The organism is Erwinia sp. E_sp_B01_1 (genome assembly GCF_036865545.1).
Lineage (GTDB): Bacteria > Pseudomonadota > Gammaproteobacteria > Enterobacterales > Enterobacteriaceae > Erwinia.
In genome coordinates, this window is sequence record NZ_CP142208.1 from 3,711,271 (window position 1) to 3,725,465 (window position 14,195).

The 14,195-nt window shown below is 53.0% G+C and carries 14 protein-coding genes; 10 read left to right on the forward strand and 4 right to left on the reverse strand.

The window, feature by feature from the left end:
* The 3 genes from VRC33_RS17340 to VRC33_RS17350 all read left to right on the forward strand — a co-directional run bounded on the left by VRC33_RS17340 (window position 1) and on the right by VRC33_RS17350 (window position 3,414).
* Complete coding sequence (locus tag VRC33_RS17340; protein WP_338557598.1) at window positions 1–825, forward strand: PTS system mannose/fructose/sorbose family transporter subunit IID; 825 nt, start codon at window positions 1–3, stop codon at window positions 823–825.
* A gap of 52 nt (window positions 826–877) precedes the next feature.
* Window positions 878–2,104 (forward strand): L-sorbose 1-phosphate reductase, encoded by a 1,227-nt coding sequence (gene sorE, locus VRC33_RS17345; RefSeq protein ID WP_338557602.1) that lies wholly within the window; start codon window positions 878–880, stop codon window positions 2,102–2,104.
* A gap of 443 nt (window positions 2,105–2,547) precedes the next feature.
* Window positions 2,548–3,414, forward strand: coding sequence for a nucleoside-specific channel-forming protein Tsx (locus VRC33_RS17350; protein WP_338557604.1), 867 nt, complete (start codon window positions 2,548–2,550; stop codon window positions 3,412–3,414).
* 88 nt (window positions 3,415–3,502) lie between these two features.
* On the opposite strand, the gene VRC33_RS17355 is transcribed toward VRC33_RS17350, so the two are convergent.
* From VRC33_RS17355 to VRC33_RS17370, 4 genes are all read right to left on the reverse strand, one after another.
* Window positions 3,503–3,922: a hypothetical protein gene (locus VRC33_RS17355; protein WP_338557605.1), complete on the reverse strand. Its 420-nt coding sequence runs from the start codon at window positions 3,920–3,922 to the stop codon at window positions 3,503–3,505.
* A 108-nt stretch (window positions 3,923–4,030) separates the two neighbouring features.
* On the reverse strand, window positions 4,031–4,900 hold the full coding sequence (gene mmuM / locus VRC33_RS17360; protein WP_338564329.1) for a homocysteine S-methyltransferase: 870 nt from the start codon (window positions 4,898–4,900) through the stop codon (window positions 4,031–4,033).
* Between the two features lie 49 nt (window positions 4,901–4,949).
* Entirely contained in the window at window positions 4,950–6,368 is a 1,419-nt protein-coding gene (mmuP, locus tag VRC33_RS17365; RefSeq protein WP_338564330.1) for an S-methylmethionine permease, read from the reverse strand.
* 154 nt (window positions 6,369–6,522) lie between these two features.
* The gene (locus VRC33_RS17370; protein WP_338557606.1) at window positions 6,523–6,858 is read right to left on the reverse strand and encodes a DUF2002 family protein; all 336 of its coding nucleotides are present in this window, start codon (window positions 6,856–6,858) and stop codon (window positions 6,523–6,525) included.
* A 161-nt stretch (window positions 6,859–7,019) separates the two neighbouring features.
* Between VRC33_RS17370 and VRC33_RS17375 the strand changes: the two genes are divergently transcribed.
* The 7 genes from VRC33_RS17375 to proW all read left to right on the forward strand — a co-directional run bounded on the left by VRC33_RS17375 (window position 7,020) and on the right by proW (window position 14,191).
* Window positions 7,020–7,346 carry a DUF883 family protein gene (locus VRC33_RS17375; protein ID WP_338557607.1) on the forward strand — a complete coding sequence of 109 codons (327 nt, stop codon included), beginning with the start codon at window positions 7,020–7,022 and terminating at the stop codon, window positions 7,344–7,346.
* A 272-nt stretch (window positions 7,347–7,618) separates the two neighbouring features.
* Window positions 7,619–7,861 carry a glutaredoxin-like protein NrdH gene (gene nrdH / locus VRC33_RS17380; RefSeq protein WP_338557608.1) on the forward strand — a complete coding sequence of 81 codons (243 nt, stop codon included), beginning with the start codon at window positions 7,619–7,621 and terminating at the stop codon, window positions 7,859–7,861.
* 4 nt (window positions 7,862–7,865) lie between these two features.
* Window positions 7,866–8,276 (forward strand): class Ib ribonucleoside-diphosphate reductase assembly flavoprotein NrdI, encoded by a 411-nt coding sequence (nrdI, locus tag VRC33_RS17385; RefSeq protein WP_338557609.1) that lies wholly within the window; start codon window positions 7,866–7,868, stop codon window positions 8,274–8,276.
* Window positions 8,277–8,314: 38 nt separating this feature from the next.
* Complete coding sequence (gene nrdE, locus VRC33_RS17390; RefSeq protein WP_338564331.1) at window positions 8,315–10,396, forward strand: class 1b ribonucleoside-diphosphate reductase subunit alpha; 2,082 nt, start codon at window positions 8,315–8,317, stop codon at window positions 10,394–10,396.
* Window positions 10,397–10,441: 45 nt separating this feature from the next.
* Window positions 10,442–11,401, forward strand: a complete 960-nt coding sequence (nrdF, locus tag VRC33_RS17395) for a class 1b ribonucleoside-diphosphate reductase subunit beta (protein WP_338564332.1) — start codon at window positions 10,442–10,444, stop codon at window positions 11,399–11,401.
* Between the two features lie 395 nt (window positions 11,402–11,796).
* Complete coding sequence (gene proV / locus VRC33_RS17400; RefSeq protein ID WP_338557613.1) at window positions 11,797–12,996, forward strand: glycine betaine/L-proline ABC transporter ATP-binding protein ProV; 1,200 nt, start codon at window positions 11,797–11,799, stop codon at window positions 12,994–12,996.
* Complete coding sequence (gene proW, locus VRC33_RS17405) at window positions 12,989–14,191, forward strand: glycine betaine/L-proline ABC transporter permease ProW (RefSeq protein ID WP_338557615.1); 1,203 nt, start codon at window positions 12,989–12,991, stop codon at window positions 14,189–14,191. The genes proV and proW overlap by 8 nt, the downstream gene beginning before the upstream one ends.
* Window positions 14,192–14,195 lie beyond the last annotated feature (4 nt).

The window sequence follows — 14,195 nt, forward strand, 5'->3', positions numbered from 1 at the left end:
ATGGAACAGAAGAAACTTACCCGATCCGACCTGTTCAGTATGTTTGTCCGGTCAAATCTGCAACAGGCCTCGTTTAATTACGAACGCATTCATGCGCTGGGTTTTTGTTACGACATGATCCCCGCGATCAAACGTTTGTATCCACGCAAGGAAGATCAGATTGCGGCACTGAAGCGTCATCTGGTGTTCTTCAACACCACGCCTGCGGTGTGCGGCCCGGTTCTGGGCGTCACTGCCGCGATGGAAGAGGCGCGGGCTAACGGCGCAGAGATCGACGATGGCGCGATCAACAGTATTAAGGTCGGTCTGATGGGGCCACTGGCAGGTGTGGGCGACCCGCTGGTCTGGGGAACCCTGCGACCGGTCACTGCGGCGCTGGGGGCTTCTCTGGCCTTGTCCGGAAATATACTGGGCCCGCTGCTTTTCTTCATCCTCTTCAATGCCGCGCGTCTGGCGCTGAAATGGTATGGCCTGCAGTACGGGTTTAAGAAAGGAGTGAATATTGTCAGCGATATGGGTGGAAATGTGCTGCAAAAACTCACCGAAGGCGCTTCCATCCTGGGGCTGTTTGTCATGGGCGTGCTGGTTACCAAATGGACCCGTATCAACGTGCCCTTGGTCATTTCACACACTCCGGGGGCGGAGGGCACCACCGTCACCATGACCGTGCAAAACATTCTCGATCAGCTCTGCCCTGGCTTGCTGGCGCTGGGCCTGACCCTGCTGATGGTACGTCTGCTGAATAAGAAGATTAATCCCGTCTGGCTGATTTTTGGCCTGTTTGGTCTGGGGATTATCGGTAACGCATCAGGCTTCCTGTCCTGATCTTCCGCCCCGGTTCAGACCGGGGTTACTCACTATTATGAGGGGGTTAACTATGAAAACAACAGCTCTGCGTCTGTATGGTAAACGTGATTTACGCCTGGAAACCTTTGACCTTCCACCGATGAAGGAAGATGAAATTCTGGCAACGGTGGTCACGGACAGCCTGTGCCTCTCCTCCTGGAAAGAGGCGAATCAGGGTAAGGATCACAAGAAGGTGCCTGATGATGTTGCCACCCATCCGGTGATCATCGGCCATGAATTCTGCGGAGATATTCTTGCCGTTGGAAAAAAATGGCAGCATCAGTTTCAGGCCGGGCAACGCTATGTGATTCAGGCCAATCTGCAACTGCCGGATCGCCCTGACTGCCCCGGTTACTCTTTCCCCTGGATCGGCGGTGAAGCCACGCATATTGTCATTCCCAATGAGGTGATGGAGCAGAATTGCCTGCTGGCTTATAAGGGTGAGACCTATTTTGAAGGCTCGCTGGTTGAACCGCTTTCCTGCGTGATTGGCGCTTTTAATGCGAATTACCATCTTCAGGAGGGTAGCTATAACCACAAAATGGGGATCCGCCCACAGGGACGCACCCTGATCCTTGGCGGGACTGGTCCAATGGGATTACTGGCGACAGATTACGCCCTTCATGGTCCCGTCAATCCCGCCCTGCTGGTTGTCACCGATAACCATGACGAAAAGCTCAATTACGCGCGTCTGCACTATCCTTCCGGGCCTCAGACGAAGATTCATTACCTGAACAAACTGGAGGCCTCTGATGAAAATCTGATGGCATTGAGCGATGGTGAAGGCTATGACGATATTTTTGTGTTTGTTCCGAATGAAGCGCTGGTGACCCAGGCTTCCTCGCTGCTTGCCCCGGATGGCTGTGTCAATTTCTTTGCCGGCCCCCAGAACAGGCAGTTCAGCGCGCCCATCAATTTCTATGACGTGCATTACTCTTTCACCCACTATGTTGGCACTTCTGGTGGCAATACAGAGGATATGCTCAACGCCGTGAAGCTGATTGAGGAGAAAAAAGTTCAGGCTGCAAAGGTAGTGACGCATATTCTCGGGCTGAACGCAGCAGGTGAAGCCACCCTTGATCTTCCGGCCATCGTAGGCGGTAAAAAACTGGTTTACACCGGTAAAAATCTGCCGCTGACTTCGTTGAAAAAAATTGAAAATCCTGAACTGCGCGCCATCCTGGACCGCCATCAGGGATTATGGTCAGCCGAGGCCGAGCAATATTTGTTAAAGCATGCTGAGGCTATCGACGCCTGATGTAACCCGCTTTTAACCGGGACGCTTATAAAATCGGCCCCTGTCAGGGGGCCTGAATCATAAGTTTCCCTTATCACACTCACCCCCAACCGGAAGACATAATCATGGCCAGATGGAGGGGACTGTCATGCCATCAGGCTTTAAATCGCGAGGCAAACGATTACTCCCCCAATAATGTCCATTGCAGCCTGCCTGCCGGTCAAAAACCCTGCACTGGAATTATTTTGTGATGCACATCACACTTTAATTAAAGTGAAATGAAACAGAGTTTGACAAGTGTGAGCAATCTCTATTTCCTTAAGCCCGGATAGCGGCACACTGCCGCAGCATTCAATACGGGTGTTTTTTGCTGTGAATACAGCCACCCTTCTCCTGGCTGTCGACGACTTAACAAGACCATCGCAGTGGCTGCAGAAAATGGTCATTAAGCATGTGGTAATATAATGAAATATAAAATTCTGATGGCTGGCGCACTTGCGGCGCTCTCTTATAGTGTCTCTTCAACGGCGGCTACTGATGCACCGGAATACGTTTCCGACTGGTGGCACCAGAGCGTTAACGTGGTGGGCAGCACCCACACCCGTTTCGGACCTCAGTTCAATAATGACGTCTATCTCGAATACGAAGCCTTTGCTAAAAAAGACTGGTTCGATTTCTACGGCTACCTGGATGCCACCAACTTCTTTGGCGTGGGCAACTCCAACGCCAACGGTATTTTCGATCACGGCTCCCCGCTGTTTATGGAGATCGAACCCCGCTTCTCCATCGACAAGCTGACCAATACCGATTTGAGCTTTGGTCCGTTCAAAGAGTGGTACTTCGCGAACAACTATATCTACGATATGGGTCACAACAGTGATAACCGTCAGAACACCTGGTATATGGGTCTGGGCACCGATATCGATACGCATTCTGATATCGGACTCTCGCTGAACGTTTATGCCAAATACCAGTGGGAAAACTACGGCGCAGCCAATGAAAACAGCTGGGATGGTTACCGCTTCAAGGTGAAATACTTCGTGCCTATTACCACCCTGTGGGGCGGTAATCTGGGCTATGTTGGTTTCACTAACTTTGACTGGGGTTCCGACCTGCGTGATAAGTCTGATGCATCCCGTACCAGCAACTCTATCGCCTCCAGCCATATCCTCTCTCTGGGCTATGATCACTGGCACTACTCGGTTGTGGCGCGTTATTTCCACAACGGCGGACAGTGGGCCGATGGCCAGGAGCTGAACTTTGGTAACGGTCCGTTTGAAGTGAAATCGACCGGCTGGGGTTACTACCTGGTGGTGGGTTACAACTTCTGATGCGTTGAACGCGCTCTCTCAACGCCAGCGCCTTAAACAGCGCTGGCGTTGTTGTTTCTGCCCCTGAATCGCAGCGTCCGGGACTATATTACCCGCGCGCGCCTACCGGATTCATGATGGTATGCACTCTTTCCGGCTCGATGTTATACATCCCACCGTTGAAAGGATCGACAAGCAGCCAGCCAGGGAAGCCGCCCAGTGGAATATTCCCCAGGATGTACCAGAGGTTTGGCCTCTCTTCCAGCGGAATGGTCTGCGGCACGTAGCCTGCCCGCTCCAGCATCAGTCGGTACTTTTTCTTACCGAAATAGCTGCCATCCGATTTCAGCAGAGAAACCGTTTGCGGCGTCACGCCTTCTGCCACTGCCCGCCCTGTTTCATCCTGCACCACAAATTTGACGCCCTGAGGCCAGGTCTGAATTGAGACGTCCTGGGCTTTGTCACCCACGATTGTGGCACAGCCACTCAGTAACCACGCTGCAGTCAGCGCCAGTAAAAGCCTTGTCATAAATGTTCCTGCCAGAGTAAATATTCAGAATAGTCTAAGCGGAGTCTGCCGGGTTTTCATTAATAACGCCCGGCGAATACGGGCGTAATAAGGGAAATTTTCAGGGGGTTATCTTGAATGCCGTTTTGCGATGGCTGAGATATCTGCAGGCGTGGTCCGGCAGCAGCCTCCAATCAGTTTTGCTCCGGCAGCCTGCCAGGCGGAGAGATTGTCGGTTAGCGTGCAGCCAGAGGCATCACTGTGCCAGGTTTTGCTGGTGGCGTCGTACTGCTCGCCTGAGTTTGGGTAAACCACCAGCGGCTTGCTGGTCAGGGCGGAGAGCGCCTGAAGAGCCGCAGTGACCTGATCCAGAGCGATACAGTTAAGGCCCAGCGCCACGGCCTGAGGGCAGTTATCCAGCAGGGCCACGACTTCGCTCAGTGACGTACCGTCGCTGAGGTGCTCACTATCACGCAGCGTGAAGGAAAACCAGGCGGGGGTGTCGGGGAATTCAGCCAGCACAGCGACCAGAGCCTGAATTTCAGCAAAGGAGGGCAGCGTTTCACAGGCCAGGATATCCGCCCCGGCCTCCACCAGCGCCCGAATGCGGGGACGATGGAAATCCATCATTGCTGGTTGCGGCAGGGAGTAATCACCCCGGTATTCCGAGCCATCCGCCAGATACGCGCCGTAGGGCCCGACAGATCCTGCAATCAACAGATTAACTGCCTGCGGATTCGCTGCCTGATAATCGGCTCTGGCACGACTTGCCAGCTCCACGCTTCTGGCAATCAGTGCCAGCGACTTTGGTTCATCCAGCCCCCGTTTTGCAAATCCCTGCGGGGTAGCCTGATAGCTGGCGGTAATGGCAACCTGAGCGCCAGCGTTGAAATAGTCGTAATGCACCTGGTAAATAAGCTCAGGGTTTTCAATCAGCACTTTCGCTGACCATAAAGCATCGGTCAGATCACAGCCGCGTGCTTCCAGTTCGGTAGCCATCGCGCCATCCAGTACCAGACCTGCGGCAACCCGTTTTTCAACAGGGATATTATTCGGTAACACGCAAAGCCTCCTTAGCCTTTTCGCGCTTTTTCAGCAGCTGAGTCAGATAGAAAGCCCCGTAGCACAGCGCTACAAAGGGCAGGCCGCAGTATAACGCAATGCGTTGTTCAGGATCGAAGGCCAGCCCTACACAGGCCAGCAGACAGAGCAGGAAGCCCACAATCGGGGTGACAGGGAACCACGGAGCGCGATATTTGAGTTCCGAAAGCGGTTTACCTGCACGCAGATGTGCACGACGGAAGAAAAAGTGTGAGGCGCAGATACTCAGCCAGACAGCCACTACCGCAAAACCGGAGATGGCTGAAAGCGCCACAAATACGGTATCCGGCGCGATCACGCTGGAAAAAAGCGCCAGCAAACCACCCAGCATGCTGACCGAAATGGCCATCAACGGGATACCGCGAGGGGTCAGCCTTGCGAAACAGCGTGGCAACGTTTGCTGATTAGAGAGCGACCAGAGCATGCGGCCAGAAGCATAAAGCCCGGAGTTTGCCGCAGAAAGGATCGCCGTCAGGATCACAAAGTTGAAAATGTCGGCTGCATAGGGAATACCGATCTTTTCAAAGACCAGTACAAACGGGCTTTTGACGATCCCGGCCTGATCCATCGGGATCAGCGCCGCCAGGATCAGCACGGTGCCAATAAAGAAGATGATCAGGCGGGCTACGGTAGTCCGGATCGCCAGTGGCAGAACCTTATGCGGGTTTTCCGTTTCACCGGCGGCAATGCCAATCAGCTCAGTGCCGGAGAAAGCGAAGTTCACGGCAACCATGGTCATCAGAATAGGCAGCCCACCGTGCGGCAACCAGCCCGAAGCCGTCAGATTGTGGAAAAACGGGGCGCTGCTGCCATCTTTCAGCGGGATAAAGCCGAACATGGCTGCACCGCCCAGAATAATAAAAGCCAGGATGGTGATCACTTTGATCACAGAGAACCAGAACTCCCCCTCCGCGAAGAAGCGCGAGGAGACCACATTCAGCAGAAAGATTAGCCCGCAGAACAGTGAGCACCATAGCCAGACGGGCGAGTCCGGGAACCAGTATTGCATACAGAATCCGGCGGCTGTCAGGCTGGATCCCAGCGCCACTGTCCAGGTCAGCCAGTAGAGCCAGGCCACCGTATAGCCTGTCGCAGGGCCGAGATAGCGTGCAGCATAAACATGAAAAGCACCGGTTTCCGGCATCGCAACAGAGAGTTCCCCCAGGCTGAGCATCACCAGATAAACCACCAGCGCACCGATCAGATAGGCCAAAAGCGTGCCTGCCGCGCCAGTAGTGGAGATGATATAGCCGGTGTTGAAGAACAGGCCGGTGCCAATTACGCCGCCTAAGGAGAGCATCACCAGGTGGCGGGCTTTCATGCTGCGCTTAAATTGTTGCGTTGTGTCGGGGTTACTTTGCTGCATCACGGACTTATCCATATAGACGTCTAAACTTCCACATGGGGTCAGCGTTATACCGATTCTGGCTTCTGAAAGCAACGTTACTGAATGTGGGGGATGGGCCGGGAGGCAGGGTTTTCAGCGCTGGCGCGCGCCGAAAACTCACAGGACGGAATGATTAACCAAACATATTCACAATATAACGTTCCAGGGCAGCCCGGGAGCTGAATCCATGAGGGATGCCGTAGTGATCCTGATTCTCTCCCGCCAGATACATTGGGAACTGCACATATTCATCACAGGACTTCATCTCTGAAGCCGGGTGGGCATAGCCGTGGCTTTTCTCTTTCAGCGTAGGGTGAATAACCAGTGCGGTACGACCCATACGCGCTTCACGATTAACATAAACATAGTTATCGCCGCGGCGATAACCATAGGCTTTTGGTGTCACCGCGTCCATTTCAAATCCCGCACCTTCCAGTACGCGAGCGACCTCATCAGGGCGTAAGTACATGCTGATTCCTCTAATCGTGCCAACCCTGCAACTTTACATCAGCGTGAAGGTTGAGCGCTTTCGGAATAATCCATAAAGGCGCGGGTTCGGGGTCCGGGTCACTAAAAATCTGCGTGATGGTCTACAGTTAATAGTACATTTCATTTCTAAGGGAGATAAATATGTTTAACCGGAAAACAAAAAATGATGACATTGATATTAATCAGGACGTGTCTCAACTGGCCGATACTCTCGACGATTTGCTGAAATCTTACGGTAGCAAAACCAAAGATGAAGTGGATGGTGCCCGCTCACGCGCAGAGGCTTTACTGAAAGAGACCCGCGCTAAGCTTAACGGCAAAAACCGTGTCACTCAGGTGGCAAAGGATGCCGGTGTGCAGGTGGACTCCTATGTTCGTGATAAACCCTGGCACGGCGTGGGCATCGGTGCAGCGGTAGGTATTTTGGTTGGGGCCCTGATTGCAACGACTACAACGCCACGTAACTAATTTATCATCTTCATCCAAATCCCTGCTGTTTGCGCCGCAGGGATTTTTTTGCCCCGCCCTTTTCCCCGCATTCCCTGACTGACAAGGCTTCCAGCCGCGATTATCCGAAAAACGCACATAGGCTTGCACAATGCGTGGTTGCATTCTCACAACGCTATATCTAGTATTAATGCATCAACACAAACACAATATGTGGTTATTCACCGGCACCAGACACCAGCAAGATGCGTGCCAGATGAGACGAAAACCAGCCTATAAGGTAAATACGAATCATGCGCATTATTATTTACACAAAGAACAACTGTGTCCAGTGCAATGCAACTAAAAACGCGATGGATAAGCAGGGGATCGATTACAAGCTGGTTAACCTCGACCAGGAACCGGCCGCGATCGAGACCCTGAAATCTCTGGGCTACCGTCAGGTGCCGGTGGTGATGGCGGAAGAAGATCACTGGAGCGGTTTCCGTCCGGATAAAATATCCGCTCTCGGTCAGCTTACGGCGATGCAGGGCTGAGAGGATGTTCACACTGGTCTATTTCTCCAGCCAGTCTGAAAACACTCACCGCTTTGTTATGCGAACCGGCCTGCCCGCCCGTCGTATCCCGCTGGATATCGCGCAGCGTTTGCAGGTCGACCAGCCTTATATCCTGGTGGTACCCAGCTACGGCGGCGGCACCAGCAGGGGTGCGGTGCCTAAGCAAGTCATCCAGTTTTTGAACGATGTCAGTAACCGCCAGCTTATCCGGGGTGTTATCGCCTCAGGTAACCGCAATTTTGGCGAGGCGTACTGCCTGGCAGGCAGCATCATTGCGCAGAAATGCCAGGTGCCCTGCCTCTACCGGTTTGAATTACTGGGCACCGCCGACGACATCGCCAACGTTTATCAGGGAGTAACCCAATTTTGGCAGCGACAGAGAGTACCCTCTTAACCCCCACAGCCTGTCTGGATTATCATTCGCTGAATGCGATGCTGAATCTCTATGATGCTGAAGGCAATATTCAGTTTGAGAAAGATAAGGAAGCGACACGCCAGTACTTCCTGCAGCATGTCCTGCCCAATACGGTGAAGTTTGATTCAGTGGGTGAGCGCTTACAATATCTGGTGTCCGAAGGCTATTACGAAGCAGAGGTACTGAACGCCTATCCGTTTGCTTTTGTCACCACGCTGTTTGAGCAGGCTTATCAACGCCGCTTTCGCTTTCAGACCTTCCTGGGCGCGTGGAAGTTTTATACCAGCTACACGCTGAAAACCTTTGACGGCAAACGCTATCTTGAAGGCTTTACTGAACGTGTCTGTATGGTGGCGCTGACGCTGGCCAAAGGAGATCAGGCTTTAGCCCTGTCGCTGATGGAAGAGATGCTTTCCGGACGCTTCCAGCCTGCCACCCCCACTTTCCTCAACTGTGGGAAACAGCAACGTGGCGAGCTGGTGTCATGTTTCCTGCTGCGTATTGAAGACAATATGGAATCCATCGGCCGCTCGGTGAACTCCGCCCTTCAGCTCTCCAAGCGCGGCGGCGGCGTGGCGTTTCTGCTGTCGAATCTGCGTGAAGCCGGTGCGCCGATTAAGCGCATTGAAAACCAGTCTTCCGGGGTGATCCCGGTGATGAAAATGCTGGAAGATGCCTTTTCCTATGCCAATCAGCTCGGCGCGCGCCAGGGAGCCGGTGCCGTTTATCTGCATGCGCATCATCCGGATATCCTGCGTTTCCTGGATACCAAGCGTGAAAACGCGGATGAAAAAATTCGCATCAAAACGCTGTCGCTGGGCGTGGTCATTCCGGATATCACTTTCCAGCTGGCTAAAACCCATCAGCCCATGGCGTTGTTTTCACCCTACGATGTGGAACGCATTTACGGTCTGCCGTTTGCCGATATCAGCATCAGTGAAAAATATCATGAGATGCTGGCAGATGAGCGCATAACACGGACCTTTATTAATCCACGCGAGTTTTTCCAGACGCTGGCAGAAATCCAGTTTGAGTCTGGCTATCCCTACATCATGTTTGAAGATACGGTGAACCGCGCTAATCCGATTCAGGGACGGATCAACATGAGCAACCTCTGCTCAGAGATCCTGCAGGTCAATACCCCCACTGAATACAACGATGATCTGAGCTACAACCGGATCGGCAAGGATATCTCCTGCAATCTGGGCTCGCTGAATATTGCTCATACTATGGATTCGCCTGATTTCGCCCGCTCGGTAGAAATTGCCGTCAGAGGGCTGACAGCGGTATCCGATCAGAGTCATATCCACTCTGTTCCTTCCATTGAGAGAGGCAATGCTCAGTCACACGCTATCGGCCTGGGGCAGATGAACCTGCATGGCTATCTGGCGCGCGAAGGCATTCATTATGGTTCTGAGGCGGCCCTGGATTTCACCAACCTCTATTTCTATGCCATCACCTATCATGCATTGCGCACATCGAACCTGATTGCGCAGGAGCGTGGAGAACGTTTTGCCGGTTTTGAAGCGTCGCGTTATGCCACCGGCGAGTATTTTACCCAATATGTGGAGCAAAACTGGCAGCCCCGCACGGCTGAAGTGGCTGCGCTGTTTGCAGGCGCCGGTATTGCGTTACCCGATCGGCAGGCCTGGAAAGATCTGCGCGATGCGGTGATGAAGCACGGGATTTATAATCAGAATTTGCAGGCGATCCCCCCAACCGGCTCCATCTCCTACATCAACCATGCGACATCCAGTATTCACCCTATCGTTTCCCGGATTGAGATCCGCAAAGAGGGGAAAACGGGCCGCGTCTATTACCCTGCGCCGTTTATGAATAACGTGAATCAGGAGTTCTACCGCGACGCCTATGATATCGGGCCGGAAGCGATCATCAATACCTATGCCGAAGCCACGCGCCATGTCGATCAGGGGCTTTCTCTGACGCTGTTCTTCCGCGATACCGCCACCACTCGCGATATCAATAAGGCGCAGATTTATGCCTGGAAGAAAGGGATCAAAACCCTCTATTACATTCGCCTGCGCCAGATGGCCCTTCTGGGCACTGAAGTGGAAGGCTGCGTTTCCTGCTCGCTGTAAGCTCACAACGCGGGGCGGAAATTACGCCCCCGGATAAAGAAAATGATGAAACTAAAACGTGTGCACGCTATTAACTGGAACCAGATTGAAGATGATAAAGATCTGGAAGTCTGGAACCGCCTTACAGCCAATTTCTGGCTGCCGGAGAAGATTCCCCTCTCTAATGATATCCCCGCGTGGAACAGCCTGAATGCTGAAGAACAACGTCTGACAATCCGTGTTTTCACCGGGCTGACCCTGCTTGATACCATTCAGAACAGTGTTGGAGCGCCCGCGCTGATGGCGGATGCCGTCACGCCCCATGAAGAAGCGGTAATGTCTAATATCAGCTTTATGGAAGCTGTTCATGCCCGCTCCTACAGCTCTATATTCTCCACGCTTTGTCATACCACGGATGTGGATGCGGCCTATGCCTGGAGCGAAGATAATCAGCCGTTACAGCGTAAAGCAGAGATTATCCTTGAGCACTATCATCATGACGATCCGCTGAAAAAGAAAATCGCCAGCGTGTTCCTGGAATCTTTCCTTTTCTATTCCGGCTTTTATCTGCCGATGTACTGGTCCAGCCGTGGCAAGCTGACCAATACCGCCGATTTAATCCGTCTGATCATCAAAGATGAGGCGGTACATGGCTATTACATTGGCTACAAATACCAGAAGGCGCTGGAAAAAGAGAGCCAGGCTCGCAGGGAGGAACTTCAGCAGTTTGCAGTGGAGCTGTTACTGGCGCTTTACGAGAATGAACTGGCCTACACGGCGGCCCTGTATGATGAGGTGGGCTGGGGCGAAGAAGTGACGAAGTTCCTTCACTATAACGCCAACAAAGCGCTGATGAACCTGGGGTATGACGCGCTGTTTCCGGCAGAACTCACTGACGTCAATCCGGCGATCCTCTCCGCGTTATCCCCCAACGCGGATGAAAACCACGATTTCTTTTCCGGCTCTGGCTCTTCGTATGTAATGGGGAAAGCGGTCGATACCGAAGACGAAGACTGGAATTTTTGACCGCTTTTCTGGTGGCTGCTGACGGCAGCCACCTTTCATGCAAGGCCCCGCCAATATTTTTTTATTAATCAGTCGTTCAATAAAAAATATCTGGCCTTTTTCTGACAGTTTATTGTGCCTTATTTTGGCTAAAACCTCCCTTCCTGAAGCAATAATTCAGCGCTTTTCTGACTAATTCCGGGCGAAATATTCATTTTTTTTCACAGGGTGAAATTCCCTGCAATCCCTTACCCTCACTGGAATTTCCGGAGATCCCTGTCTCAGGTGTAATTTTCTCAAGGCGCCCCAAGGGTTGTCTCAGTCAGGTAAATGTGCGAGGGTATGTGCCGCTAATATTTAATCTGGGTAAAGAAGAATAATAAAAAATAACCACTAATAAGGAAGACAATAATTGCATGGCAATTAAACTTGAAGTGAAGAACTTATATAAAGTATTTGGGGAAAATCCCGATCGTGCTTTTAAGCATATCGAGAAAGGGATCGGTAAAGAGGCGCTGCTCGAGAAAACAGGACTCTCTCTCGGGGTGAAAGATGCCAGTCTGGCCATTGAAGAAGGCGAGATATTTGTGATCATGGGGTTGTCCGGCTCAGGAAAATCCACCATGGTTCGCCTTCTCAATCGTCTGATAGAACCTACTCGTGGTCAGGTTATTATTGATGGCGTTGATATAGCCAAAATATCTGACAGCGAACTGCGTGAAGTCCGCAGAAATAAAATCAGCATGGTGTTCCAGTCCTTCGCATTAATGCCGCATATGACGGTATTAAATAATGCCGCTTTCGGCATGGAATTAGCGGGAATTCCACTACAGGAACGTCAGGAAAAAGCGCTGGATGCGCTGCGCCAGGTTGGCCTCGATAATTATGCCCACGCTTATCCGGATGAATTATCTGGCGGGATGCGTCAGCGCGTTGGATTAGCCCGCGCACTGGCCATTAATCCGGACATATTATTGATGGATGAAGCATTCTCAGCACTTGATCCTTTAATTCGTACCGAAATGCAGGACGAACTGGTTAAGCTGCAATCCCGTCATCAGCGCACCATCGTATTTATTTCCCACGATCTGGATGAAGCCATGCGTATCGGCGATCGCATTGCCATCATGCAGGGCGGTGAAGTTATTCAGGTGGGTACGCCAGATGAGATCCTGAATAATCCGGCCAATGATTATGTGCGCACCTTCTTCCGGGGCGTGGATATCAGCCACGTATTCAGCGCGAAAGATATTGCCCGCCGTGGTGCCGGTTCACTGATGCGTAAAGCACCAGGTTTTGGCCCGCGCTCTGCACTGAAGCTGCTGCAGGATGATGACCGCGAATATGGCTACATTCTGGAGAAACAACGGTTTATTGGGGTGGTATCCACTGACTCACTGAAGGCTGCTTTGGCTTCCGGTGAAGGTCTTGATGGTGCTCTTCTCTCTTCTCCTGTCGCCATGCCTGGCGATACCTCGCTGAACGATTTGTTGTCTCACGTTGCGCAGGCACCTTGTGCCGTGCCGGTTATCGGTGAAGACAATCAGTACATCGGGATTATTTCCAAAGGCACGTTATTACAGGCATTAGACCGCGAGGGGGCTACCAGTGAGTGAACAGACAACCGCAACCGATCCATGGGCGGCCTCAAGCCAGTCCACCAGTGCACCTGCAACAGACAGTGCGCAGTCAGCAACCACTACGCCAGCAGCCGGAAGCAGCGATCCCTGGTCAACTTCCGCTGCCCCGGCTGACGGCGGCACCTCTGCTGCGCCAGCGGATGCTGCGCCTGCGAGCGGTGGTGATGCATGGGGTTCTCCTGCGGGTGGCCATGATGCCGCAGCGGCCAGCGGCAGCGACTGGTTAAACAGCGCGCCAGCACCGCAGGCAGAGCACTTCTCCATTCTGGACCCGTTCCATAAAACGCTGATCCCACTGGACAGCTGGGTGACTACCGGTATCGACTGGATCGTCTCTCACTTCAGGCCGCTGTTCCAGGGCATTCGCGTGCCGGTGGATTACATCCTCAGCGCTTTCCAGCAGTTACTGTTGGGGATGCCTGCGCCGGTAGCGATCCTGGTGTTTGCGCTGATTGCCTGGCAGATGTCCAGCCTGAGCATGGGAGTCGCCACGCTGGTCTCGCTGATTATCATCGGTGCCATCGGTGCCTGGTCACAGGCGATGGTTACGCTGGCTCTGGTACTGACGGCCCTGCTGTTCTGTATCCTGATAGGCCTGCCGCTAGGCATCTGGCTGGCAAGATCCCAACGCGCCGCCAAAATTATCCGTCCGCTGCTGGATGCAATGCAGACCACGCCAGCCTTCGTCTATCTGGTTCCTATCGTGATGCTGTTTGGTATCGGTAACGTGCCGGGCGTGGTGGTGACAATTATCTTTGCCCTGCCACCGATTGTCCGCCTGACCATTCTGGGCATTAAGCAGGTTCCCGCAGATCTTATCGAAGCCGGTGAGTCCTTCGGTGCCAGCCCGCGCCAGATGCTGTTCAAAGTTCAGTTACCGCTGGCGATGCCGACCATTATGGCCGGTGTAAACCAGACACTGATGCTGGCGCTGTCGATGGTGGTTATCGCCTCGATGATTGCCGTGGGCGGTCTGGGCCAGATGGTACTGCGCGGGATTGGCCGCCTGGATATGGGCCTGGCGACCGTGGGGGGAGTGGGGATTGTCATCCTTGCCATCATCCTGGATCGTCTGACGCAGTCACTGGGCCGTGACAGCCGCAGCCGTGGTAACCGTCACTGGTACGCCACCGGCCCTCTGGGCCTGTTTACCCGTCCGTTTATCAAGTAACACC